Raw genomic sequence first — 22,960 nt, forward strand, 5'->3', positions numbered from 1 at the left:
TTCAGCCGCCAGCACGCCGCCGACCACTTCCGGGCGGTGATTTAATTTTTTTTCGGCTGGAATATTCAGCACAGAGCCGCAGGCGCCAGCTTTAGGGTCGGCGGCGGCGTAGATCACACGCGGTATTCTGGCCAGCGCTATCGCGCCAGCGCACATCGCGCAGGGCTCCAGCGTGACGTAGAGAGCGCAGTCCAGCAAACGCCAGCTGCCCAGGCCGCGCGCGGCACGCCGTATGGCCGCAATCTCCGCGTGCTGGCACGGATCCTGTTTTTTCTCCCGTTCATTCCAGCCGCGCGCGATAATGCGCCCGCTTTTGACAATGACCGCCCCGACCGGTACGTCTCCATTTTGCCAGGCCTTCCGCGCCTGCTTTAAAGCCTCGCGCATGAAATATTCGGCGTCTTTATTATTTGGCATTTACAAAATAATAGCATAAACTTTTAGCATGAAAATCTCGGTGCTTTTGCCCGCTTATAACGCCGCGCCGTATCTGCCGCTGACGCTCGACGCGCTGGCCGGCCAAACTTTTCGGGATTTTGAAATCGTCTTTGTGGACGACTGCTCGACCGACGGTACGCTGGCGATTATGCAAAACAACGCCGCCAGATTTCCGGCCGCGCAGATCATGCACAATAAAACCAATCAAAAATTGGCGCGCGCCTTGAATATCGGCCTGCGGCGCTGTCAGGGCGAGTATATTTTCCGCCTTGACGCCGACGATCTGCTAACGCCGGACGCTCTGGAAAAAATGCTGAAAACCCTGGCGCAAAATCCGCAGGCCAACGGCGTGGTCTGCGACCGCCTGCACATCGACGCGGCAGGCCGCCCGCAGCGGATGTCTTTGACGCTGACGGAGAATTATTATCTCCAGAAAAACATTTTGTTCCGCACGGCTTTCGGCGGCCAGCCCTGCCTGATCCGCAAAGACATTTGGTCGGCCGCGGGGCTGTTCAATGCAGATCTGCGTTTCTGGGAAGATTACGCAATGGGCTTGAAAATGGCGCGGCATATTCATATCGTCGGCGTGCCGGAGCGTTTGTACCTTTACCGCGAATACGCCGGCAATATGACCAGCCGGAGCCGTCAGGACAAAACCGCGCAGGCGCGCGCGTATATTCAAAATCTGAAAAACACGCTGTTTACGCCGGCCGATTACAGCAACGCCTGGGAACAGGTCAAGCGGCATAAAGACCTGCTGTTTGATTTCGCGGCGGAGCGCAATCAAAAATACGCCAACATTATTCTGCGCTGTGCTCTGCATCTGGCCGCGCTGGGCCGCCGGTCAGACGCGCTCGCCGAGTTAAAAAAAGCCGAATATCTCGCGCCGCAGATCAATTACAGCGCGTTTGCTTTTTTGCTGAAACTGGGATTTAAAAATCTCGATAAATTCCGCGTCAATATGAACTGCTGGTTTAATTACGCTTACGACGACCACCATGTAATACCTCTGCAAAAGCAAGCAGCAGCCGTGCCAGTCGCTGCTTAAATAATTCCCATTTTAAATGCCGGTTGATCCGGTAATTTGTCCGGCGGCGGATGTAAGTCTTGATCTGCCGGTCATAGTCGGGATAACGCTCCAGCAAAATTTTTTTATTGCGGTCGCGGTACGGGGTTTTTAATTTTTTGCCGAGCGAGCCGCGGCCTTTGTGCCAGATGTAAGTCGTGTCGTCCATGACATGCGTCCAGCCGGCGGCTCTGGCGCGTAGCGACCAGTCATTTTCCTCGCACAAGCCGCGGTCAAAAATCTCATCGTAATAGCCCACCGTCCGCAGAGCCGCGCGCTTGATGTACAGACAAAATCCCATGGCCGTCGGGATCTCCGGATAAAGTTTTAAGGAATGTTTTTCCACGAAAGCCGCCATTTCGTCGAGCGTAAAAAAATCGGGAATTTGCCCGTGCTGGAAATAACCCGGCACGGTCGTGATCGTGCTGTTATTGGACAGGGCCGAAGCCGACGCGATATTTACCCGGCTGTAAGCGGCCGCGCGCAGTTTGCGCAGCCAGCCGGCGGTGACCAGCGTGTCGTTATTGAGGAGCACCACATCATTTTTAGAATACCGCATACCGTGGTTGACCGCGCGCAAAAAACCCTGGTTTTTTTTCTGCGCCAGTAAAATTATTTGCTTGTGTTTTCGCGCATAATTTTTTTCTAACGCGCGAGTTTTTTTATCCGTGCTTTTGTCATCGACAATAATTAAGCGGTACGGCGTATCTGTTGTCCAGCGTAAAACAGAATCCAAACAGCCGCGCGTCAGTTCGTAATTGTTGAAAACCGGCACGATGACGTCGATCATGCCGTGCAGTATATCATGTTATAATTAGCGTATGTTTTGGCTTGGCGGCTTTCTCAGCGTTCTTTTTTCGTATTTAATAGTTCAAAAAATCCAGTTCAATTACCGGCTACGTCAGCCGCAGGCTTATACGGAAAAACTTTTTTACCGGAAATTTCGCCGCCGGATCAACTGGGATAAGCCGCGCGATTTCAATGAAAAAATTCACTGGCTGAAATTTTACTCCAACACATCGCGCTGGCCGGAGCTGGCTGACAAGTACAGAGTCCGCGCGTATGTGCAAAGTAAAGGGCTGGGAAGCGCGCTCAATAAACTGTACGCGGTCTATGCTACGCCGCAAGAAATTGACCTGCAGGCTCTGCCACGCTCTTTTGCGCTCAAAGCCAATAACGGCAGCGGCGATATTTTGCTCGTGCCGGACAAGACTAAAATCACGCGCGGTAAAATTCTGCGGCATTTTGGCCGGCGTAAATATTTTGGCGTGGATACCGCCGAGCCGCATTATTTAAAAATACCACCCAAAATCATTGTCGAAAAATTGTTGCGGGAAGACAGCGGCCACTCGGCCTCGTTGATCGATTACAAATTTTTTTGTTTTCACGGCGAGCCAAAATATATTTACGTCTGCTGGGACCGCGATGAACGCAAAGTTGACCATCTGCGCGAAACTTATGACAGCCGCTGGCGTCTGGTCAAGAACGCTTATCCCCGGGCCGGACGCTACCAAAGCCGCGGTCTGCCCCGACCAAAATCGTTTGCCCAAATGCAGAAAATGTGCCGCCGGCTGGCCAAAGGTTTTCCTTTTGTGCGCGTGGACTGGTACGAAGTCGAAGGCCGACCGGTCTTCGGCGAAATGACTTTCACGCCGGCCGCTGGTTTTATTGATTACTACACGCCTGCTTTTCTCCAGACCCTGGGGCGGCAAATTAAAATTTGACTTTCCTAATCCGTAATTTCCTGTATAATAAGCCTCATGGGGAAAAAGTTCATTTTAATTCTAAGCGTCATTGCCGCAACTTTATTTTCTGCTGAAGGAGAAAAAACTATGACCGTCAATCCAGTGATTGCTCTGAAAACCAGCGAGGGGGTTATCCGGATCGAATTATATCCAGACAAAGCGCCGCTAACAGTCCAAAATTTTCTGGCGTATGTCAACGCGGGTTTTTATGACGGTACGATTTTTCACCGCGTAATTCCCAATTTCATGATCCAGGGCGGTGGATTTGTTTCTGGTCTGACGCAGAAAGAAACCAAAGACCCGATCGTCAACGAAGCGGGCAACGGCTTGTCCAATACACGCGGGACTGTCGCCATGGCGCGTACCAATGTTGTGGACAGCGCGACCGCGCAGTTCTTTATTAATGTGGCGGACAATGTTTTTCTCGATCACACCGACGACACGCCGCGCGGCTTTGGCTACTGCGTATTTGGCAAAGTCATCGCGGGTCTGGACGTCACGGATAAGATCGTCAGTGTGCCGCGCGGCAATTTCGGCCAGCATCAAGACGTGCCCAAAGAAGATATTGTGATTATTTCCGCGGCTGTAGAACAGCCAGCGCCGTAAAAAATCTACCGCGCCTGCCAGCGGTAAGCAGCCTTACGCAGTCTATCCATGATCGCCAAACCGATCCCCGTTTCCGGCACAGGCTCGGCCACGATGCAGTCGATCTCCGCGTCTTCCATTTTGTGCAGCGCGCCAAATAAATTTGCCGCGGCTTCGCGCAAATCACCGGCTGGCGAAAGTATCTCGGCCAGTTTATAGCCGCCCGCGTCCGCGCCGCGCAGAGAGATCAGGCCGGCGCGGGTTTTGTCTATTTCTTTTTGTCCCGCAAAATACAGCGGCTTGGCCGGACTGTAATGAGATTTCAATAAACCGGGCGACGGCAGACCAGCGGCGGCGCGGCTGGAAGCCGGCAGGATTTTTTCTAAATCTTCTCTGGTGATTACGCCCTGCCGCAAGATCGTAAAACCGTCTTCCTGCAAAGAGATCACCGTTGACTCAATGCCGACTCTGGCCGCGCCGCCGCCCAGCACGCACTCGAGCGACGGCAGCTGCTTGCGGACGTGTTCGGCGGTGGTCGGACTCAGGCAGCCAAATTTATTGGCGCTCGGCGCGGCCAGCGGACAGCCGGACTGCCGGATCAATTCCAGCGCGATAGGATTATCCGGCATGCGTAGAGCGACTGTCGATAGTCCGGCGGTGACAATGTCGGGGATCAGCGTATTTTTCGGCAGAACTATGGTCAGTGGCCCCGGCCAAAATTTTTCCGTCAGCCACTGCACATAAGTGCGCTGCAGCGGCATTAGGCATGGCGAGTCCACCACGTAGGCGAAAATCTGTCCGGGGTCAGCGATATGAACGATCAGCGGATCAAAACTCGGCCGCTGTTTCAGCTCAAAAATTTTGGCCACGGCCCGGGCTTCGAGAGCGTTGGCGCCCAGACCGTAAACCGTCTCTGTCGGAAAAGCGACGACTCCGCCGCTCTTGATAATCTCCGCCGCGCGTTTTATTTCCACAAAATTACCTTAACACGAATTTTGGTCTTTTGATATGATAGCCGGATCATGCCGCCGCCAGCTAAATATGTGCAAATGACCACCGCGCCGGTCGGGCGTTTGGTCTGCCGTCTGGCCGTGCCTACCGTGGTCATCATGCTGACTTCGGCGCTGTACAATATGGCTGACACTTTTTTTGTCAGCTCGCTGGGCACGGAAGCAACCGCGGCGCTGGGCGTGGCGTTTCCTTTCATGGCGATCATTCAGGCCGTCGGTTTTTTCTTCGGCAACGGCGCGGGCAATTATCTGGCCAGAGCTTTAGGCGCGCAGCGCGGCAGCGACGCGGCCAAAATGGCTTCCACCAGTTTCTTTACCGCGTTTGTTTTTGGTCTGGGTCTGGCCGCGCTGGGATTGATTTTTTTAACGCCGCTGGCGCGTCTGCTGGGCGCCACGCCCGCGCTGCTGTCCGGCACAGTGGAATACCTGCGCTATATTCTGCTGGCGGCGCCGTTCATGATCTGCGCTTTCATGCTCAATAACTGTCTGCGCTTTCAGGGCAATGCGTTTTGGAGCATGATCGGCATGGTCAGCGGCGCGGCGCTAAATGTCGCGCTGGATCCCCTGTTTATCTTTGGTTTTAACTGGGGATTATCCGGAGCGGCTCTGGCCACTATGCTCAGCCAGATAATCAGTTTTTTGATCCTGTTGTTTTTAAGCAACGGCGTGAAAACCAACGTGCCGGTATCGCCGCGCAATTTTGCGCCAGGTCTGGGACTCTACCGGGAATTATGGCGCGGCGGACTGCCTTCCTTGCTGCGCCAGTCCCTGCTGTGCCTCTCCACGATCATGATCAACCACGCGGCTGGCGCGTTTGGCGACGCGGTCATCGCCGGCATTTCTATAGTCATGCGGATCATTCAGACACTCTCCGCGGCGATTATCGGCATCGGGCAAGGGCTGCAGCCGGTCTGCGGTTTCAACTACGGCGCCGGACTGTACGAGCGTGTCCGGCAGGCGCAGCGCTTTTGCGTAAAACTCACTCTGGCCATACTGTCCGCGCTGAGCCTGATCTGTTTATTGTGGGCGCCGTGGATCGTCGCGCTTTTCCGCACTGGCGATCCGGAAGTGGTCGCTGTTGGCGCCTGGGCTTTGCGCCTGCAGGCTCTGAGTCTGCCGCTGGCCGGACAAACAATTATCGACAATCTTTTTTTGCAGACTATCGGCCGCTCTACAGCGGCTTCCTGGATAGCCCTATCCAGACAGGGTTTGTTCTTATTGCCGTTTTTAATAATTTTCGCGCGGTTTTTCGGCGTCATCGGCATCCAGCTTTGCGTACCGGCGGCGGATCTTTGCGCGTTTATTCTGGCGGTGAGTTTGTCGGCAAAAGCGTTTAGAGAAGCTCCTTTTATCCGTTCCCGCTGAGATGTATCCGCGCTAATCGAAAATCCGCCAGAAACGGGCAGGAGTAAGTCCCAGTCCCTCAACAATTTTGAGCAAAGTATTGAGACGCGGCTCGCGCTGGCCTTTTTCGATACGCATGATAACGGACTCGCGCAGTCCAGCCCGGTAAGCCAGCTGATAAATACTCAAATCCCTGTCCAGACGCAACTTTTTTAGATAAAGGCCGACATCGCTCGAATCATATTTCAAGCCAAGCTCGGCTTTACGCGGATACTTGCCAATTGACATGTATAAATCATAGGCTATAATATAACTGGTTTTACTTGCCAGCTGGCAAAGAAACAAGGAAATTAAAAAAAGGGGGTACATTTATGGTTACTGATAATTACACTGATAAATTTGAGGGGACGCCGTATTTTATTAAGAAAGGCGAGCAGCTTTCGGCGGCGGGCATGACGGCTGCTTTGAACACCAGAGAGAAGGTGGCGAATAAAGTGACCGGCCTGTCCGGCGCGTCCACTGATGACGAATATCCCTCGGCCAAAGCTGTTCATGATGCTTTGAACGGCTCCGGTAATGATGTCGTGCATAAGAGCGAAAATGAAACGATAACCGGTGTTAAAACTTTTGGCGCAACGGCCGAGCCAAAATTAGGCGCGGCTAAAATAACTGACGCTGCCAATGACGGCACAAAATTTGCCACCGAGGCGCAGGTGTATAAAGCCGTACAGGGCATGGATATTCTGCCTAGAGGCACGATACTGGCAATGGCGGTGGCCAGCTGGCTAAACGCCGACGCGGCGTTCCAGAGCAAATGGCGCGTCTGTGACGGCTCAGGCGGCACGCCAAATCTGACCGGCCGGTTTTTGCGCGGCGGGACGGCGAGCGACCCGCTTACTGGCGATGGCAAGAAAATATTGTCTATAAACGAAATCCCTTCACACAGTCACAGGCACACCCATGATACACATACAGGCCGTGTTAGGTTTTATGATGCGATAATATCTCCTCCGACCAATGTCAATCCGCCGGATTCTCCCGCACACGATGTCAGCGGCGTTTTCGGTTCTGAATATAGCTCTTATATGATGAATAGTTCGGGAAAAGGTGTTGCTAGTATTACTAATTGCCATCCAATACTTACACTTAATGCCGGGCATAGTTATGATCAAACCGCTACTGGCGGTGGACAGGCTTTTGACGTAGTACCGGCCTTTTATACAGTGATTTATATAATGAAAATAAGCTAAAAATTTTCGTTCCGCAAAATCAAGCTTCGGTCGGTGACTGTAAGCCCGCTAGGGAGCGGAGTATCCTGCGGATACGCTGGCGAAGTGACCGGCGCCATCATCATCGCGTATTTCACCATGTTTCACTCCGTGAAACACCCCTCTGTCTAAAATTTGCCAAAGCAAATTTTGGACATCTCCTCTTAAACAAGGGGAGATAATTCAAATTCAAATTCAAATCCTAATCCTGTTAGTTTCCTCCCATTTTACAAGGGGAGGTGGCAGCGAAGCTGCCGGTGGGGTGTCAGAGGGGCATCTGCGTCAGCAGACATGGCGACGCTGAACGCTGATTGAATGGCAAAAATTGTCGCCAGCCTCGACAGGGAAACAAAGGCGCTTTAGATAAAGATATTTGCCGCGCGGAAACGCAGAAATAAAGCTCAAGTTAACTCCAGCATTCTCTGTATCGCCAGACGCGCTTTGTCCGCCACAGCCGCGTCGACGGTCACTAAATTCACTTCGTTTTCCAGAACATTCAACAGTTTTTCCAGCGTGTTCTTTTTCATGTTGGGACAAACCGCCAGCGGCGTGACAGGATAAAATTTTTTCGCCGGATTGTCCGTCCGCAGACGATGCAGCAAACCATTTTCGCTGGCGACGATAAACTCCGCCGCGGGAGAGGCCGCCGCGTATTTTTGCATCTGTCCGGTAGAGCCGATAAAGTCCGCGCGGTCGAGAATATTTTGGTTATTCTCAGGATGCGCGAGGACAAGCGCTCGCGGATGCGCGGCTTTGACCCGCGCCAAAAACTCCGCCAGGATACGGTGATGCGTCGGACAAAAACCCGGCCACAAAATTATTTCTTTGCCGGGAACCTGCGCGGCAACATACGCGCCCAGTGATCTGTCCGGCACAAAAATTATTTCCCGCTGCGGCAGTTTTCTGACGATCTCCACCGCGTTGGCCGAAGTAACGCAAATATCCGACACGGCTTTGACCGCCGCGGTGCTGTTCACATAAGTAACGACTGCCGCGCCGGGATGTTCGGCCTGGAGTTTGAGCGCTTCAGCCGCGGTGGCCATGTCCGCCATTGGGCAACCAGCGTTAGGCTCGGGAATAAAAACTTTTTTTTGCGGGGAGAGCAGCGCGGCAGTCTCGGCCATAAAATATACGCCGCAAAAAATTATTTTATCCTGCGTTACGGAAGCGTCCGCGGATTTGCGGCTCAAGCCCAGACTGTCGCCCACAAAATCCGCAACATCCTGTATCTCCGGCGGAGTATAAACATGCGCCAGGATCAGCGCGTTTTTTTCCTTTTTCAAGCGCTGGATGCGCGCGGCAAGCTCGGTCATTTAATGCTTGAAATGCCGACGGCCGGTAAAGACCATAGCCAGGCCGTGCTCGTCACAGGCCGCGATAGACTCCGCGTCACGCACCGAGCCGCCCGGTTGAATGATCTCCCGCACGCCGGCCTGAGCCGCGCTGTCCACCACATCGCGGAACGGGAAAAACGCGTCGGAAGCCAGCAGACAGCCCGCCAGTTTTGCCGCATTGTGCTCGCGGGCTTTTTTGACCGCGCAGTCCAGCGCGTCAATGCGCGACATCTGCCCCGCGCCCACACCGATCACCGCGCCGTCTTTGGCCAGCACGATAGCGTTAGATTTCACCTGCCGGCAGATTTTCCAGGCAAACAATAAATTCCGCAAATCCTGCGGAGCTGTTTTGGTCTGCAGCCGCAGGTCTTTTTCCGTCGTCAGCATCCTGTCGCGGTCCTGCACCAGATAGCCGTGGTTTGTCCTTTTGACATCGGGGCCGCTGTAAGTAAAATCCGTTTTGATCAAACGGATATTTTTCTTTTCCCGCAGTTTGGCCAGCGCTTCCGGCGTGAAATCCGGCGCGACCACCACTTCGACAAAAAGTTTGGCCACGCGCTCGGCCAGCGCCGCGGACACGGGACGATTGACGCCGACTATGCCGCCAAAAGCCGAGACTGGATCGCCGGCCAGCGCTTTGTCGTAAGCTTCTTCCGGCGTGGCTCCGACCGCCGCGCCGCAGGGATTAGTGTGTTTGACGATCACCGCGGCCGGCTCGGCAAAATCCGCGACGATATTCTGCGCGGCGTCGATGTCGATAATATTATTGAAAGACAATTCCTTGCCGTGCAGCTGCGTGTAAGGCTTGCCGATGTACACGGCGTTTTGATGCGGGTTTTCGCCGTAGCGCAGCGTCTGTGTAACGTTCGGCGTTTTATGCAGCAGAGCTTTGTTCAGATAATCGCTGATCGCTTTGTCATAAGCCGCCGTGCGTTCAAAAACTTTCACGGCCAGATATTCCCGGATCTCCAGCGGCACGGTTTTATTTTTACGCAACTCCGCCAGCACCGGCGCGTAATCTTGGGGATCAGTAATAACCGTGACCGCGCGGTAATTTTTGGCTGCCGAACGCAGCATCGACGGCCCGCCGATGTCAATATTTTCAACAGCTTCAGCCAGCGCGGCGTCCGGTTTGGCGACAGTCTGCTCAAAAGGATAAAGATTGACCACGACCAGATCAATAAAAGCAATGCCGTGTTTCTGGCAAACGGCCGCATGCTCGGGATTGTCGCGCAGAGCTAGCAGGCCGCCGTGGATTTTGGGATGCAGCGTTTTTACGCGCCCGTCCAGCATTTCAGGAAAGCCGGTCACTTCCGAAATATCGAGCGTCGGAACGCCGTTTTCTTTGAGAACCCTGGCGGTGCCGCCGGTCGAAACGATCTCACAGCCCAGCACGGCCAGCCCCCGACAAAACTCCACAATACCTGTTTTATCAGAAACCGAAACCAGCGCGCGCATAAAACCTCCTGAAATTTTTAGGGGAAAATTATATCATGCTGGCGGACGGCTGTCCTTGAACCCCAAAATCTCCGCGGATAAAGCCCTTCTATTTATGTTATAATTCAAATCATGCAGATTTGCATATTTGAAGATAAAGGCTATGTTAATTTACTGCCCTTAACTTATACTCGTCCGGCCTATCTGCTACGCTCCGGCCTCAAAACCCTGCTTGAGAAAATATTAACCCATTTGCCGGAAGGCCCCGCTCAAATAATCCTGCACTGCCGCAAAGAATTGCAGCCGTGGATGAAATTACAGGACAAATATCCGGTCAATGAATTGCGCGCCGAGGACACCCTTTTTATCAACGGGCGGCTGCTGGCCAGCGCGCCGCTCAAAACCAGCGGCAAAAACTTCCTGCTTTCCTACAATGACGTGCCGCTGCTCGCCAAACTTGACGCCAGAACCATGAAAAAATTTATCCTGCCGCCGGTCTTCAGCCTAAAAACTTTCCGCGCCTATCAGCCTGCCGAAACTAAATCCAGCCTGCCGATCGCCAATTATTTTTGGGATATTCTGGCCGGCAGCAGCGCAGATATCAACGCCGACGCGCAGCGTAGCGGGCAGCTCGGCCAGTATCTTTCCAGCGCGGCGCGCGCGCAAATAGTCAATTCGCAAAATATCTTTGTCGGACACAACGTGGTCTTGAAGCCCGGCGTCGTTTTGGACGCCAGCGGCGGCTCGATATACATCGCTGACCACGCGGAAATTCTGCCCAATGCGGTCATTATGGGGCCGGTTTACATCGGTGAAAAAACGCTCATCAAGGCCGCGGCCAAAATTTATGGCGGCACGGTCATCGGGCCGGTCTGCAAAGTCGGCGGTGAAGTGGAAAATTCCACCCTGCTCAGCTGCACCAACAAACAGCATGACGGATTTTTGGGACACTCCTATCTCGGCGAATGGGTAAACTTAGGCGCCGGCACGGAAAACAGCGACCTTAAGAATAATTATCATCCGGTCAAAATCCAAATTAGCCCCGACCGCGAAATAGATTCCGGTTTGCAATTCGTCGGCTGCTGCCTCGGCGATCACACCAAGACCGGCATTAAAACCCTGCTCGCCGGCGGCGCGGTGATCGGTTGTTTCAATAATATTTACGGCGCGGGTTTTCAGCCGAAATATTTGCCGTCTTTTGTCTGGAATGACACCAGTTCTCCGCCCGCCGAGCATCAGCCGGATGAGGCGATCCAAACCGCTAAAATCGTTATGGCGCGGCGCGGTTTTGAATTAGGCAAAGAACAGGAAAAAATTTATCGACAAGTCTGGCAAAACAGCGCGAAAGAACGTAAACTACTCAAAATTAAATAAGCCGGACGGAGCAAAAAATGATCAATAATATTTTTATTTTTGAGGACGAGAAATACAGCAATTTCCTGCCGTTGACACACATGCGGCCGGTTTATGATTTGATCTGCGGGGCCTCGCCGCTCGTGGCCAAAATCGCGCGGGTGTTCCCCGAAGCCAATATTTCTCTGCATTGCCGCGAACATCTGAAAAACATTGTCAAGCAGAATCATACCGGCATCAGCATCAATAATCTCAACACCGGCCTTGGCTGCCTGATTATCAACGGCCGTCTGCTGGCCGGCGAAAAACTCAAAGAAAATCTTTTGCTCGACGGTACAGACCGGTTATTCATCAACCAAAACAACGAAGTGCTGGCCGGTTATCTCAACACCAATAATCTATATGAACTGCGCGACATTCTGGACGACGCGATTTCTTCGCACAAGATCATCAACACTTTCCGCAACCGCGCGGAGATACTGCACGGCAAGGAAAAACTGGTCGAGTATCCGTGGGATATCCTTAACGCCTGCGCCGAACAAATCGCGCTGGATTTTAAAGCTCTGGTGCCGCTGGGCATAGTCAAAGGCCAGATCGACATCAACGCGTCCGTGCTGGACGAATATAAGCTCTACGTTGGCAGCGAAACGCGTGTTCTGCCCGGCGTAACCTTAAATTGTGAAAAAGGCCCCATCTATCTCGGCGAACACTGCGTTATTAAACCCAACACTTATATCGAAGGGCCGGTTTACATCGGCAAATATTCGGTCATCGGCAATTCGCAAATACTCGCTGGTTCGTCTATCGGGCCGAATTGCCAGATCAAAAACTCGACAGTCAGCAACTCTATCCTGCATGGCTATTCTTGTTTGGATTATAATTATTTGCAGTCGGCGTATCTGGCCGATTGTGTAAATATCGAACCGCAGACTTTCAATCAAGACCTGCTCAACCCTTTCAACAAAGAGCCGACATTTTATCTGCCCGGCGCAGAAGTGGAATCCGACGAAAAACGCTTAGGGTTGATCTGCGGCGACTTTGCCAGGATCGGCGCGCAGGCGCATATCCCGGCCGGCTCCAGTTTAGGCGTGGCCAGCCAATTGCTGAATAACACGCTGGCGCCGCGTTACGTGCCGTGTTTTATCCAGCAGAGCGACACGGAAACTTTCAAAGAATTGACCGTGCGGGAAACCTTGAACAATCTAGAATATCTGCTGGGCTTGAAAGAAGTGGAATTAACCACGGTGGAAAAAGATCTCATCGAGACAATTCACGAAATGCTCGGCTCGGAACGCCGGGTCTCCAAAATAATTTACTAAAATGGAAATTTTATCCGCCGCAGAGTTATTGATACCCCGGCTAGGCGCGGCCAAATTTCCTGCCGAAAAAACGCTCGGCCACAAAGTAGAGAGCATCCGTGACGATGACAAAATCTTTTTTCACCGGCATGTCGCGGATCTGCACCGCTATCTCAAAGAGCCCGGCACGCTGCCGCTGCTGGAGCTGGCCGGCCCGCGCCATAAACTTTTTTTTCAGCCGGCCAAAGCCAGACTCGGCATCGTGACCTGCGGGGGCTTGTGTCCGGGCATCAACACAATTATCCGCTCGCTGGTCTTTACGGCCTATCAATATTACGGCGTCAAAACAGTTTACGGTTTCCGCTACGGTTATTCCGGCCTCAATCCGCGCGTTGGCCTGCCGCCGCTCAAGCTCGATCTCGCCGCTGTTGACAATATTCACGCCCTGGGCGGCACGATACTCGGTTCGTCACGCGGCCCGCAGGAGGCCAAAGTCATGGTCGATTATCTGGAAAAACTCGGCCTTAATATTTTATTCGTGGTCGGCGGTGACGGCACGATGCGCGGCGCTCTGGATCTGGCTCAAGAGATCGAAAAACGCCGGTTGGCTGTCGCGCTGATCGGCGTGCCAAAGACGATAGACAACGACATCGCGTTCATCGAAAGAAGTTTCGGTTTTGAAAGCGCGGTCGAGGAAGCCACGCGCATTATCGCCGCCGCGCATATGGAAGCCAAAGGCGCGGTCAATGGCATCGGTCTGGTCAAACTCATGGGGCGTGAATCCGGCTTCATTGCCGCCAACGCCACGCTGGCCAGCTGCGTGGTCAATTTTTGTCTGATACCGGAAGCGCCTTTTAAACTGGAAAAATTTCTTCAGGATCTGGAGCGGCGCATAAAAAGACGCCACCACGCCGTGATCGTCACCGCGGAAGGCGCGGGGCAGGATCTGCTGCCAAAAGGCAAAGCCGCTTTTGACAAATCCGGCAACAAGCGGCTGAATGACATCGGCACATTTTTGAAAAACGAGATCAGCAAATACTTCACGCAAAAAAAATTAGAAGCTAACGTGCGCTACATTGATCCCAGCTACGCGATACGTTCGGTCGCGCCCACTGGCGATGACAATGTTTTTTGTTTGATGCTGGGACAAAGCGCGGTGCACGCGGCGATGAGCGGCCGCACGGCTATGGTTGTCGGCTATCGCAACGATCATTTTATCCATCTGCCGATGGCTCTGGTAACGCGCTTTCGCAAAAAACTGGAGATCAACGGCCGCACCTGGAAAACCGTGCTGGACACCACCGGACAGGCGGATTATAAATAATACAAGGAATTTTACGGTAGTGCGGACAGTATATATTTCCGATTCCACATCGGGATCTTTTTCTGCAAACAAGCAGTTGCAGCCTTAACTTCTGCAATAACCCGCTCGGCCGTTTCTAGGGGAATATTTACTTTTTCAGCCACCTGCAATATGTGTTTTATAGATATTTTCCTAAATTCCCCATCAACCGAAGTATAATGTTCCTGGTCTAGAATACGCAGTTTTGAAAAGTTTAAATCATAATTGGGAGACACCCGCCATTTATTATTAACATACAAAAAGGTAAATTTACTAAAATGATCATCATGGTCATGAGCAAAAACGTTAAAGCACATTCGTCTAAATAGTTTTATCGTTTCTTCTTTTGACTGGGTTAACTTTAAAGCCAAATTCAACAAATCCACATAATCAAGCCTGCCTCCCGGCTTTTCCAATAAAGCATAGGCTGGTAATGAAAGAATTTTCTCGCCGTTCTCAGCATAATCAAATCTTTTTACCGCTAGATATTTATTTTCTAAAATATTTGTTTCCGGCACATCTAGACCAGCTTTTCGGGCAATATTCGTGTAATAATATTCTCCGTTATTTTCCGAACAAACCCAGTGCTCGTTTTTAGATTTGATAATCCAGCACTCTTTGTTAATTTGTGTAAATAAAGCAGTCAAGCGGTGACCATAAACATTCGTGGAATTCTCAAAAAACTGCTCTAAACTGTCCGGCAAAGCCATATCTAAAACCACGCGAGCTTGCGCACATATCGAACGAAACAGCTTTGTCATTTTTGCTTTAATTTTTACCGGCCTATAAGACAGACCGCCAATTCCTAAACCAGCTAAAATAGCCAGTTTATCCAGGTAAGACACTTCATTAAGTGCACAGTTATGTATATTTAAAATATAATCAATAAGCAGTTTATGATAGCCGTCGTACACGCTAATATTAAAAAGCAATCTATCAACAGAATATTTCCCTCCGGAAACAATTTTATAAAAAAAGGTTGTTTTTTCCAGCGGCAAAAGGAATGGGGAAATAGAAAAACCTTCTTTCAGCCATTTTCCAGTGTAGGCCAAACCAACCAAATTATTTCTGTATTGTTTTAATGTTCCTATTTTGGCATTTCTATAATAAACATCCACAGCTTCTACAAACATAATTGTCGCCTCGATAATTTAGCAGTTTGATACTTTCCTGCGTCAAGATTTTGCGACACTTCATTTAGTCTTATTTTGCCGGAAGATGTGCGCGGTAACGGCTCATAAGAGAGAGCGAATTTTTTTATTTTCTTATGCACAGATAACCTGCGGCTTTTTCTAGCCAACTCTTCAGCCACACGCTGATAACAATTCTCCAGCCTAACCACGGGTACTATTACAGCAAAAACCATTTCCCGACCGGCAATCCGCCGTCCTAGAACAGCAAGCTCTTTGATCAGCTTAGAGGTCGCGTAATACGGTTCCAATTCTTCAGGATAAATATTTTTGCCGGAATCCAAAACGATTACATTTTTTTTACGTCCGGTGATATGCAAATCGTCGTCTTTATCCAAAAACCCCAGATCGCCTGTGGCAAACCAGCTCTCAGGATCAAAGGCTTCTTTATTCGCTTGAGGGTTATGGTAATAGCCCGCCATAACTGAAGCGCCTTTCAGATAAATTTCGCCGACACCATTAGTGTCTGGCCGGTGGATTTTTACAAAGTTTCCACGAAATGGTTTGCCTACACAAGCTGGTTTCGGCTTCTCCACAGAATTACCGCAAAAGCCAGCGGCGGTTTCGGTCAAGCCGTATCCTTCCAATAATTTAAAACCAGCTCTCTCATAATAATAAAAATATTTTGGCTTCAGCGGCGCTCCGCCGCTAATGAAAAAACGCACTTTCTTGCCCAGCAACAAACGAATTGGCTGAAAAAATCCCGCTAATAGTCCACTCAAAATCGGAGTTTTTGGAATATGCAATGCGCTGATAATAATAAAATATTTTAACCTAGCTTGAGCCTTGATCTTCTTTAAAACGCTTTCAAATAAAAATTCAAAAATCTGCGGCGTCGCGGCAAAAATCGTTATCGGATATTTAGTAAGACTTTCTATAATATCTCCACTCTTTGGTGAGTTCTGAAAAATTATTGCCGCGCCATTAAAATAACCGCCCAAAAAACCTGTAACCAATCCATACACATGATAGAACGGCAAAAAAGCTAAAATTGTGTCCGACAAATTAATATTAAGATGTTCTCGATAAAAAACCAGCGCGGTGTGAATTAAGTTTGCGTGGGTTAGAGCGACGATTTTAGGCTGGCCAGCAGAACCAGAGGTGTAAAACAAAGCCGCAATCGTGTCCGGTTTTTGTTGTATGTCTGGTAAGAATGGCTGTTCTACATCAACAGAATTCAGCAAATGTTTTGTCAGGCTGTAATCAGCAGCTGAAAACTCTGGGGAAACATAAACAGCTTTAGCTTTAACTTTTTTAAGAATTTCTCGGCTTTCTCGAAGAGACCAATTAACATCCATGACCAGAACAACCGCTCCTAAAGCCAAAATTGCGCCAAAAGTGAGGCACCAGTCCGCTGAATTTCGGCTTAAAATGCCGACAACATCCCCTGCTTTAAAACCATGTGTTTTTAAGAAAGCGGCGCGTGCCTGCATTAAACGCCAGACATCCTTGTATGATAAATTTCTTTCGGCAAAACATATTTTGTCAGAATATTTAGCAGTTATTTCTTGCGCCAGCAGATAGAAATCCATACAACCTACGCTTCCACTCTGCAAAACTTTTTGGCAGGTGCTTTAGACAAAACCGCCACGGGCAGCGTGTAAACTTCATTTTCTTTGGTGTTTTTATTGATAAGGCTGCCCATGCCTATGTAATTATCTTTGGCTATTTTTATGCCGTTAGCAATAGTAGAATTAGCGCCAATAAAGCCATGCTCTCCAACTTCTACGCCTGCAAGGATCAAAGCATGTGGAGCTACATATACATGATCTTTTACTTCCGCTCCATGCCCAACATAATTACTTCCCATTAAGAAAACATTATCACCGATTTTAGAAAATGGTTGCACAATAACGTTATCTAAAATAATGCAATTTTCCCCAATCTGCACGTTAGGCCATACTCTAGCCCCTGCAGATTGATAAGTCGCACAATGATAGCCGAATTTTTTTAACTTCTGAAATAGCCTAGCCCTTCTGTAATTAAGTTGGCCATAAGCCTGCGCGGCAAAAGCAAAATACTCTTCAGGCGGAAAGATCTTATCAATTTCATCTAACGGACACACCGGTAAGCCAAATTGTTCTTTTTTGATAGAAGGAATTTCCGCTGCAAAGCCAGCCACTTTCATGCTGCTATCTTTAGAAAAATATTCGTAAGCAAGCTCTCCAAACAAATCCGTACCAACTATAACTACTTTTTTCATAATGTATTCTATTTAGCAGTGTTCATTATATAAAAATCTTCAGTGTCAAAATCCACAAAGACATTTTTATCTTTCGGCAATTGCGGATATTTAACGAATATTTCATTCCACCATTGTCTCTGTAAATTCATGGCCTCCGCTCTGGCATTCAGCGCGGCGTTCACGAACACCTGCACCTGCTCCGCCGTTACCCCCTGCTGCAATGCCGCCGGTTGCGCAGCCTGCGCCGCGACATTGATCCGGTTGTTTATCAAGATCAAACTCTCCACTTCGTCCCGCGTCGCCTTGATATTCAGATCCTCTCTCCGCGGATGCACCTTCCCGCAGATCGGGCAGATCTCTGGTTTAGCTTCCGCAACCTCTTTATTTTTACTGCTATCGTTCGTGTTTGCCATATTTTTTTCCTCCCTGTGTTTTTTTATCTGTAAAGCAAATATCTTTGCCGCCGCGCGCCGAGTCTCACTTAACTTCGCTAACGCTTGAGGGGTGTCTCAAAATAACTGTTCCGTCTTCATTGAAACTCTTTGTCCCCTCGAGTTTGTCATACTCTTCCCAGTATTTCCGGCTCCATTTAGATTGTAATTTGTGCACTTCGCAGATATTGGTCGTTCGGTAAAACTCTCCTTTTTCGGCAAACGCGCCACCGATACACCAAGCGCAAGAACTCTCTACAGAACAATCCAAACATTTTTGAGGTGAAATTTTTTTCCGCGTCTGCTGACGCACTATCTCGAAGCGTTCCTTGTGATTAAGTCCATTCCACACATCACCCACGTAAAAGTCCAGTTTCCGGCTGTGCATAGTGTTGGGAGAGAAACGGAAACACGGGTATATTTTGCCGTTTATCGACAGGCACGGCATGGAGCCGCTACCGCACCAGCCTTTGTCTGGAGCATGCATAGGTTCGCCAATACCAAAAGCCTTATCAAACATGCTAACGTATACATCCTGCCGGTGTTCTAATATGTAAGCTATCGATTTTTCCATTTCTTTATCGAGTAAGGCTAAGTCATCTTGAGTCAAATGCATATCTTCAAAAATAAAATTCATATTAATATGCTGCAAATTCATTTCTTCATGCAAATATTTAATTGATTTAGCCAGATATGGTATAGTGTCCTTGTTACAGGTAGCTTTGGTAGCGGCGCTGTCCACGCCAAATAAAGATATATACCAATTCCACCATTTCATTATATCTTTCATCGTGCCTGTGCCGTCTTTCCAGATCCGATTTTGGTCATGAATTTCCGGACAGCCGTCCACGCTCACACCAAGCGATAAATTATCTTTATACTTGAGGATAAAATCTCTGACTTTGGGGTCTTCAAACAATGTCCCGTTGGTGGATATACTCGCCCGCCATCTATATGCCCATTTATGACCCAGAGATATGGCGCGGCATTGATAGTGTTGAAGGATTTTGTCCAGCAAATCCGGCACCATCAGCGCATCCCCGCCGATAAAGTCTAGAATAAGTCCGTTTTGCAAAATATGTCTTTCTTTTTCCGTAGCATCGATAGGATTATCATCGTTTAAAATAATATCTATAAATTTCTGCGCATATTCCAAGGGCAGATTTCCCGGACGCTTATCCACCTCATAACAATATTTGCAGCGCAGATTGCAGTCTTCAGTCACCTGAAAAGTTATGCTTAATCCCGAATATTCCTCTATTCTAGGAATCATGCGCAGACTCCATTGTATATAATTCGTAAGTTACATAATCTATAAACAATCGATTTTTATTTGTTCCTTTTATTGACGGATAATCCTGCTCAAGCTCGCGCCAGAAAGCGTCCAGTAAATACTCTGAGTCAGCCATAGTAAAAATTGCTTCTCGAAAAATTCGCTCGGCCTCAGCCGTGGGCATAAAAGCCGGCGCTAGGCCGGGTTGAGCAGCCTGTCTGGCGCATGCGTATTTATTGGTAGCTAATTCAAATTTTTTGATGGTGTCCCTATTTGCCACCGCAAGTTTACGTTTATGCATAACCTACTCTCCGGCGCCTATATAAGCCGTCGTGCTGACAGGCGAAGCGCCGCTGGCTGGGTCTGTGCCGATCCGCGCCGTATGTGCGCAGCCGCTAAAACACCCGCTGCTGCAGGCCGTGTAACAATTGTTCCGGCAGTTCGTGCTGCAATTTATATGACAGGCATTAGTGCAGTTGCTCGTGCAGGCGGAAACCCCGCAATCACTGCCGCAGTCTTTCCGGCAGGCCGCGTAACAATTATTCTCGCAGGCGGCATTGCCGCAGGTCGTACTACAAGAGCCTTTGCAGCCGCCATAGCATGTCTCCAGGCAGCCGCCAGTGCATGTTCCTCCGCAAGAACCCTGGCAGCCGCTACTACAACCTACGGTACACTGACCAATACAGGACGTACTACATTCTCCCTGGCAGCCGTTATTGCAGCCGCCGGAGCAACCATCGGTACAGGTGATTTGACAGCCGTCTCCGCAGTTAGAGGTACAGCCGCTAGTACAAGCGCTAGACTGACAGCCGGTACCACAGTTCCCACTACAACCACCAGTACAGGTTGTTTGACAGCCGTCATTACAACCAGTGGTGCAGCCGCTGTTGCAATCTCCAAGACAGCCGCCGGAGCAGCCCTGACAGGAACGCTCACATTTGCTACCATTGTCAGCATAACCAGTACAACGATCCCCGCAGCCGCCTTTGCACACATCACCGCACAAAGTATTACAGCCGCCGCCGCAAGTTCCATAACAATTGCTTCTACATCCACTACTGCAACCACCGCCGCAGAGATTAGTACAAGTGTTAGCCCCGCAGCCACCTTCACAACCATTGCCACAGGTACCAGCACAGCCGCTTTTACATTTGTCCAGACAGCCGCCACCGCAGGTTCCAGCACATTCTTCTCCGCAATACGTAGCGCAGCCGCCGCCGCAAGCCGCTGTGCAGCCATTCCCACAGCCAGTTGTACAGCCAGTACCGCAATCCGCAGTGCAGTTTGTGCCGCAAGCTGAAGTGCAGGCCGTACCGCAGCCTCCTGTGCAATTATTGCCACAGCCTACAGAGCAGGCCTGACTGCAGCCGCCGTCGCAAGCGCCACCGCAGTTTACGCTGCAAAGGGCAAAACAATTTGATCCGCAGCCCAGCCCGCAGGCTGATGTGCAACCAACACACCGCGCGTTATTCAGCGCGTCATCGATAACCTGTCTGATCTCTTCCAAATGCCTGGCCCTGAGCCTGGTGGCCAGAGCCGTTATATTTTCGTTCCAGGGGAATGTGCCGCTGCCGTTATAATTAACCAGACCCTGTGTAGCCGCGCGCAAAAGCACGAGCTGATTTGCCTCTATTTTAGTTTTATCCTTTACAACCGGATCTATGCTCTTACCAATTGCTTGAGTTGCTGTTAGTGACGCATAATACGGCTCACCTACCGCACTAACCACGCCGCCCTGCGCAAAATTTACTTTTCGGTCTATTTCTGTTTTGAGATTGGCCAGAGTCTGATTATAATCCGCCGCGTAAGCCTCTTTGTTGGATAAATAATTTTGTTTTTTCTTCTCAGCCGTGTCCGCCAGTCCCACATTGGTTGTCGGTGTTCCGCCCGCCCCTGTCAACGGTTCCTCTGCCGTGCTGTCCGGCGTCCGGTATTTGTAGCGCGCCATAAACATACCCCCTTTTAGTGTGTCTTTGGTTTCTAACAAATCAGTTAGATAACATATTACTTTATATTATACAGCCTATCGTCTTTAAGTCAATAGACTATATACTAAATGCCCCAAATGTCCTGAAAATAATACTGGAGCATTATTTATGGAAGATGATTTGTTAACACATATCGGCAGCACAATACGCACTCTGCGCAAAAAGCAAGGCTTGTCTATGGAACAGTTAGCTGACAAAGCAAATATTCATCTAACCTATCTGGCACAGATCGAAAAAGGCCAGCGCAATCTGTCGATTAAATCTTTTTGGCAGCTCGCCGCGGCTCTGAGCATCAAGCCGGTGTCGCTCCTGCCGGAAAACCGCCAGATCAACACACGCGACAATTATCTCAACAGGATCGTTCCGGTTTTGAATAAACTGGAGCCGCAGAAAAAAGAAATCGTCCTGCATATGGTCAAAGAATTATCTTTGCAGCTGGCGCGGGTTTAACGATCCCGATAGTTTTCCGACAGCAGGCAATATGTTAAAATTAATATTATGAATAAAGCTAAAAAGAAAACCGCTGAACAATTGAGAAAACAAATCAAGAAAACCGTTCAGGACATATTCAAAAAATATGAAGATGTTTTTGTAACTTTGAGCAAGTAATGAAAACGCTTATTTCCAGCGAGGCTATACAATATATCTATGCTGATTATGTTGTTGTTTGCGCACAGAAAAATCTGCCGGCACAGGAACGATTGACAGAAAAACAACAGGCCGAAATTTTCGGCGTTATTAAGTCCGCAGCCAATGTAGTTTTCGGAAAAAAACTGTATCCTACAGTTTTACAACAGGCCGCTTTTATTCTTTATACACTAAATAAAAGACATATATTGCTAGATGGCAATAAAAGATTTTCTTTAATGCTGGTTTTGTATATTTTACATGAATACAAAATAGATGACACAAAAATGTCCACAGACGATTGGGAAATGCTGATTATCCGCATTGCGGCAGATGTTAATTATTCATTAGAAAAAACCACTGCTTTTCTAGAAAATAAGCTGGCTTCATAGGTGCTTGGTAACGCAACCAAAAACGAACATACCTTGACAGCAATGTTTTTCGTGCATACAATATATCCGTGCGGTTTGAATGGGACGAACAAAAAAATAAAGCCAACCTGGAAAAACATGGCTACGATTTTAGCGTGGGAATTATTGCGCTGAACGACCCTGACGCCATAACTGCCGAGGACATACGAAAAGACTACGGAGAGATTAGAGAAATAACCATTGGTAAGATAGCCGCTGAAATTTTTGTGGTGGTCATTCATACTGAAAGAAACAACGTTACCAGGATAATCTCTGTGCGTCCGGCAAACAAAAAAGAAAGGAGAAAATACTATGAGTACAACCAGAATAACTTTAAAAGAAGCTAAAAAAAGGCTGACCCCGGCGATGCTCAAACGCCTGCGCGTTAAGGACAGCGAGATAGATTATGCGGAAATTCCTGAACTTGATGAGAATTTCTGGACTAAGGCCAAGCCGCGGCGCGGCCGGCCTAAAAAAGAGGTTTGCAAAGACATGGTCAACCTGCGGCTTGATCATTTTTCTGTGCTGGCTTTGAGACATAGCGGCAAAGGCTGGCAGACCCGGGTCGGCGAATATATCAATCAGGGAATTAAGAATGGGGTGCTTTTGCCCAAATTTTAAAAAATCTCCGATTTC

The 22,960-nt window shown here is 49.4% G+C and carries 26 protein-coding genes; 13 read left to right on the top strand and 13 right to left on the bottom strand.

Annotation, left to right across the window (positions count from 1 at the left end; translation table 11 throughout):
• A partial coding sequence (gene tadA, locus LBJ25_04725; protein MDR1453258.1) for a tRNA adenosine(34) deaminase TadA occupies positions 1–417 on the bottom strand: 417 nt, incomplete at its 3' end.
• A 28-nt stretch (positions 418–445) separates the two neighbouring features.
• Between tadA and LBJ25_04730 the strand changes: the two genes are divergently transcribed.
• Entirely contained in the window at positions 446–1,486 is a 1,041-nt protein-coding gene (locus LBJ25_04730; GenBank protein ID MDR1453259.1) for a glycosyltransferase, read from the top strand.
• Here LBJ25_04730 and LBJ25_04735 read toward each other — a convergent pair.
• Positions 1,413–2,294, bottom strand: coding sequence for a glycosyltransferase (locus LBJ25_04735; protein MDR1453260.1), 882 nt, complete (start codon positions 2,292–2,294; stop codon positions 1,413–1,415). The genes LBJ25_04730 and LBJ25_04735 overlap by 74 nt on opposite strands.
• A 31-nt stretch (positions 2,295–2,325) precedes the next feature.
• On the opposite strand from LBJ25_04735, the gene LBJ25_04740 reads away from it, so the two are divergent.
• Positions 2,326–3,228, top strand: coding sequence for a glycosyltransferase (locus LBJ25_04740; protein MDR1453261.1), 903 nt, complete (start codon positions 2,326–2,328; stop codon positions 3,226–3,228).
• 108 nt (positions 3,229–3,336) lie between these two features.
• Positions 3,337–3,855 (top strand): peptidyl-prolyl cis-trans isomerase, encoded by a 519-nt coding sequence (locus tag LBJ25_04745; protein MDR1453262.1) that lies wholly within the window; start codon positions 3,337–3,339, stop codon positions 3,853–3,855.
• 5 nt (positions 3,856–3,860) lie between these two features.
• On the opposite strand, the gene LBJ25_04750 is transcribed toward LBJ25_04745, so the two are convergent.
• Positions 3,861–4,808 (bottom strand): threonylcarbamoyl-AMP synthase, encoded by a 948-nt coding sequence (locus tag LBJ25_04750; GenBank protein ID MDR1453263.1) that lies wholly within the window; start codon positions 4,806–4,808, stop codon positions 3,861–3,863.
• A 48-nt stretch (positions 4,809–4,856) separates the two neighbouring features.
• Here LBJ25_04750 and LBJ25_04755 point away from each other — a divergent pair, with 48 nt between their 5' ends.
• Complete coding sequence (locus LBJ25_04755) at positions 4,857–6,209, top strand: MATE family efflux transporter (protein ID MDR1453264.1); 1,353 nt, start codon at positions 4,857–4,859, stop codon at positions 6,207–6,209.
• 12 nt (positions 6,210–6,221) lie between these two features.
• Here LBJ25_04755 and LBJ25_04760 read toward each other — a convergent pair whose 3' ends face one another.
• Positions 6,222–6,476: a helix-turn-helix domain-containing protein gene (locus tag LBJ25_04760; protein ID MDR1453265.1), complete on the bottom strand. Its 255-nt coding sequence runs from the start codon at positions 6,474–6,476 to the stop codon at positions 6,222–6,224.
• A gap of 83 nt (positions 6,477–6,559) precedes the next feature.
• On the opposite strand from LBJ25_04760, the gene LBJ25_04765 reads away from it, so the two are divergent.
• Positions 6,560–7,438 (top strand): hypothetical protein, encoded by an 879-nt coding sequence (locus tag LBJ25_04765; protein MDR1453266.1) that lies wholly within the window; start codon positions 6,560–6,562, stop codon positions 7,436–7,438.
• A 419-nt stretch (positions 7,439–7,857) separates the two neighbouring features.
• On the opposite strand, the gene nadA is transcribed toward LBJ25_04765, so the two are convergent.
• Positions 7,858–8,769, bottom strand: coding sequence for a quinolinate synthase NadA (gene nadA / locus LBJ25_04770; protein ID MDR1453267.1), 912 nt, complete (start codon positions 8,767–8,769; stop codon positions 7,858–7,860).
• The gene (purH, locus tag LBJ25_04775; GenBank protein ID MDR1453268.1) at positions 8,770–10,248 is read right to left on the bottom strand and encodes a bifunctional phosphoribosylaminoimidazolecarboxamide formyltransferase/IMP cyclohydrolase; all 1,479 of its coding nucleotides are present in this window, start codon (positions 10,246–10,248) and stop codon (positions 8,770–8,772) included.
• A 111-nt stretch (positions 10,249–10,359) separates the two neighbouring features.
• Between purH and LBJ25_04780 the strand changes: the two genes are divergently transcribed.
• From LBJ25_04780 to LBJ25_04790, 3 genes are read left to right on the top strand one after another with little or no spacing between them, the layout of a single operon-like run.
• On the top strand, positions 10,360–11,601 hold the full coding sequence (locus LBJ25_04780) for a hypothetical protein (protein ID MDR1453269.1): 1,242 nt from the start codon (positions 10,360–10,362) through the stop codon (positions 11,599–11,601).
• Between the two features lie 17 nt (positions 11,602–11,618).
• The gene (locus tag LBJ25_04785; protein ID MDR1453270.1) at positions 11,619–12,899 is read left to right on the top strand and encodes a hypothetical protein; all 1,281 of its coding nucleotides are present in this window, start codon (positions 11,619–11,621) and stop codon (positions 12,897–12,899) included.
• 1 nt (position 12,900) lies between these two features.
• Entirely contained in the window at positions 12,901–14,202 is a 1,302-nt protein-coding gene (locus LBJ25_04790) for an ATP-dependent 6-phosphofructokinase (protein MDR1453271.1), read from the top strand.
• A gap of 11 nt (positions 14,203–14,213) precedes the next feature.
• Here LBJ25_04790 and LBJ25_04795 read toward each other — a convergent pair whose 3' ends face one another.
• The 7 genes from LBJ25_04795 to LBJ25_04825 form a co-directional block, all read right to left on the bottom strand.
• The gene (locus tag LBJ25_04795; GenBank protein ID MDR1453272.1) at positions 14,214–15,353 is read right to left on the bottom strand and encodes a HipA domain-containing protein; all 1,140 of its coding nucleotides are present in this window, start codon (positions 15,351–15,353) and stop codon (positions 14,214–14,216) included.
• Positions 15,344–16,942 carry an AMP-binding protein gene (locus LBJ25_04800; protein ID MDR1453273.1) on the bottom strand — a complete coding sequence of 533 codons (1,599 nt, stop codon included), beginning with the start codon at positions 16,940–16,942 and terminating at the stop codon, positions 15,344–15,346. Before LBJ25_04800 ends, LBJ25_04795 begins: the two co-directional genes overlap by 10 nt.
• A 5-nt stretch (positions 16,943–16,947) precedes the next feature.
• Positions 16,948–17,613, bottom strand: coding sequence for an acetyltransferase (locus LBJ25_04805; GenBank protein MDR1453274.1), 666 nt, complete (start codon positions 17,611–17,613; stop codon positions 16,948–16,950).
• A gap of 8 nt (positions 17,614–17,621) precedes the next feature.
• Positions 17,622–18,008 carry a hypothetical protein gene (locus tag LBJ25_04810; GenBank protein ID MDR1453275.1) on the bottom strand — a complete coding sequence of 129 codons (387 nt, stop codon included), beginning with the start codon at positions 18,006–18,008 and terminating at the stop codon, positions 17,622–17,624.
• Between the two features lie 64 nt (positions 18,009–18,072).
• Complete coding sequence (locus LBJ25_04815) at positions 18,073–19,299, bottom strand: hypothetical protein (GenBank protein ID MDR1453276.1); 1,227 nt, start codon at positions 19,297–19,299, stop codon at positions 18,073–18,075.
• A complete protein-coding gene (locus LBJ25_04820; GenBank protein MDR1453277.1) occupies positions 19,289–19,600 on the bottom strand; it encodes a hypothetical protein in 312 nt (103 codons plus the stop codon). Before LBJ25_04820 ends, LBJ25_04815 begins: the two co-directional genes overlap by 11 nt.
• A 3-nt stretch (positions 19,601–19,603) precedes the next feature.
• On the bottom strand, positions 19,604–21,247 hold the full coding sequence (locus LBJ25_04825) for a hypothetical protein (protein MDR1453278.1): 1,644 nt from the start codon (positions 21,245–21,247) through the stop codon (positions 19,604–19,606).
• Positions 21,248–21,395: 148 nt separating this feature from the next.
• Between LBJ25_04825 and LBJ25_04830 the strand changes: the two genes are divergently transcribed.
• The 5 genes from LBJ25_04830 to LBJ25_04850 all read left to right on the top strand — a co-directional run bounded on the left by LBJ25_04830 (position 21,396) and on the right by LBJ25_04850 (position 22,945).
• On the top strand, positions 21,396–21,737 hold the full coding sequence (locus tag LBJ25_04830) for a helix-turn-helix domain-containing protein (protein MDR1453279.1): 342 nt from the start codon (positions 21,396–21,398) through the stop codon (positions 21,735–21,737).
• A 48-nt stretch (positions 21,738–21,785) separates the two neighbouring features.
• The gene (locus LBJ25_04835) at positions 21,786–21,896 is read left to right on the top strand and encodes a YhcN/YlaJ family sporulation lipoprotein (GenBank protein ID MDR1453280.1); all 111 of its coding nucleotides are present in this window, start codon (positions 21,786–21,788) and stop codon (positions 21,894–21,896) included.
• On the top strand, positions 21,896–22,306 hold the full coding sequence (locus LBJ25_04840; GenBank protein ID MDR1453281.1) for a Fic family protein: 411 nt from the start codon (positions 21,896–21,898) through the stop codon (positions 22,304–22,306). Before LBJ25_04835 ends, LBJ25_04840 begins: the two co-directional genes overlap by 1 nt.
• A 68-nt stretch (positions 22,307–22,374) precedes the next feature.
• The gene (locus tag LBJ25_04845; GenBank protein MDR1453282.1) at positions 22,375–22,671 is read left to right on the top strand and encodes a BrnT family toxin; all 297 of its coding nucleotides are present in this window, start codon (positions 22,375–22,377) and stop codon (positions 22,669–22,671) included.
• Positions 22,637–22,945, top strand: a complete 309-nt coding sequence (locus LBJ25_04850) for a BrnA antitoxin family protein (protein ID MDR1453283.1) — start codon at positions 22,637–22,639, stop codon at positions 22,943–22,945. The genes LBJ25_04845 and LBJ25_04850 overlap by 35 nt, the downstream gene beginning before the upstream one ends.
• Positions 22,946–22,960: the final 15 nt, after the last annotated feature.

It is taken from the genome of Candidatus Margulisiibacteriota bacterium (assembly GCA_031268855.1).
Lineage (GTDB): Bacteria > Margulisbacteria > Termititenacia > Termititenacales > Termititenacaceae > Termititenax.

Excerpts from the sequence above, each read along its gene's own strand:
- LBJ25_04730 (MDR1453259.1), top strand. The coding sequence starts at position 446 with ATGAAAATCTCGGTGCTTTTGCCCGCTTATAACGCCGCGCCGTATCTG.
- LBJ25_04735 (MDR1453260.1), bottom strand. The coding sequence starts at position 2,294 with ATGATCGACGTCATCGTGCCGGTTTTCAACAATTACGAACTGACGCGC.
- LBJ25_04740 (MDR1453261.1), top strand. The coding sequence starts at position 2,326 with ATGTTTTGGCTTGGCGGCTTTCTCAGCGTTCTTTTTTCGTATTTAATA.
- LBJ25_04745 (MDR1453262.1), top strand. The coding sequence starts at position 3,337 with ATGACCGTCAATCCAGTGATTGCTCTGAAAACCAGCGAGGGGGTTATC.
- LBJ25_04755 (MDR1453264.1), top strand. The coding sequence starts at position 4,857 with ATGCCGCCGCCAGCTAAATATGTGCAAATGACCACCGCGCCGGTCGGG.
- LBJ25_04760 (MDR1453265.1), bottom strand. The coding sequence starts at position 6,476 with ATGTCAATTGGCAAGTATCCGCGTAAAGCCGAGCTTGGCTTGAAATAT.
- LBJ25_04765 (MDR1453266.1), top strand. The coding sequence starts at position 6,560 with ATGGTTACTGATAATTACACTGATAAATTTGAGGGGACGCCGTATTTT.
- nadA (MDR1453267.1), bottom strand. The coding sequence starts at position 8,769 with ATGACCGAGCTTGCCGCGCGCATCCAGCGCTTGAAAAAGGAAAAAAAC.
- purH (MDR1453268.1), bottom strand. The coding sequence starts at position 10,248 with ATGCGCGCGCTGGTTTCGGTTTCTGATAAAACAGGTATTGTGGAGTTT.
- LBJ25_04780 (MDR1453269.1), top strand. The coding sequence starts at position 10,360 with ATGCAGATTTGCATATTTGAAGATAAAGGCTATGTTAATTTACTGCCC.
- LBJ25_04785 (MDR1453270.1), top strand. The coding sequence starts at position 11,619 with ATGATCAATAATATTTTTATTTTTGAGGACGAGAAATACAGCAATTTC.
- LBJ25_04790 (MDR1453271.1), top strand. The coding sequence starts at position 12,901 with ATGGAAATTTTATCCGCCGCAGAGTTATTGATACCCCGGCTAGGCGCG.
- LBJ25_04795 (MDR1453272.1), bottom strand. The coding sequence starts at position 15,353 with ATGTTTGTAGAAGCTGTGGATGTTTATTATAGAAATGCCAAAATAGGA.
- LBJ25_04800 (MDR1453273.1), bottom strand. The coding sequence starts at position 16,942 with ATGGATTTCTATCTGCTGGCGCAAGAAATAACTGCTAAATATTCTGAC.
- LBJ25_04805 (MDR1453274.1), bottom strand. The coding sequence starts at position 17,613 with ATGAAAAAAGTAGTTATAGTTGGTACGGATTTGTTTGGAGAGCTTGCT.
- LBJ25_04810 (MDR1453275.1), bottom strand. The coding sequence starts at position 18,008 with ATGGCAAACACGAACGATAGCAGTAAAAATAAAGAGGTTGCGGAAGCT.
- LBJ25_04815 (MDR1453276.1), bottom strand. The coding sequence starts at position 19,299 with ATGATTCCTAGAATAGAGGAATATTCGGGATTAAGCATAACTTTTCAG.
- LBJ25_04820 (MDR1453277.1), bottom strand. The coding sequence starts at position 19,600 with ATGCATAAACGTAAACTTGCGGTGGCAAATAGGGACACCATCAAAAAA.
- LBJ25_04825 (MDR1453278.1), bottom strand. The coding sequence starts at position 21,247 with ATGGCGCGCTACAAATACCGGACGCCGGACAGCACGGCAGAGGAACCG.
- LBJ25_04830 (MDR1453279.1), top strand. The coding sequence starts at position 21,396 with ATGGAAGATGATTTGTTAACACATATCGGCAGCACAATACGCACTCTG.
- LBJ25_04835 (MDR1453280.1), top strand. The coding sequence starts at position 21,786 with ATGAATAAAGCTAAAAAGAAAACCGCTGAACAATTGAGAAAACAAATC.
- LBJ25_04840 (MDR1453281.1), top strand. The coding sequence starts at position 21,896 with ATGAAAACGCTTATTTCCAGCGAGGCTATACAATATATCTATGCTGAT.
- LBJ25_04850 (MDR1453283.1), top strand. The coding sequence starts at position 22,637 with ATGAGTACAACCAGAATAACTTTAAAAGAAGCTAAAAAAAGGCTGACC.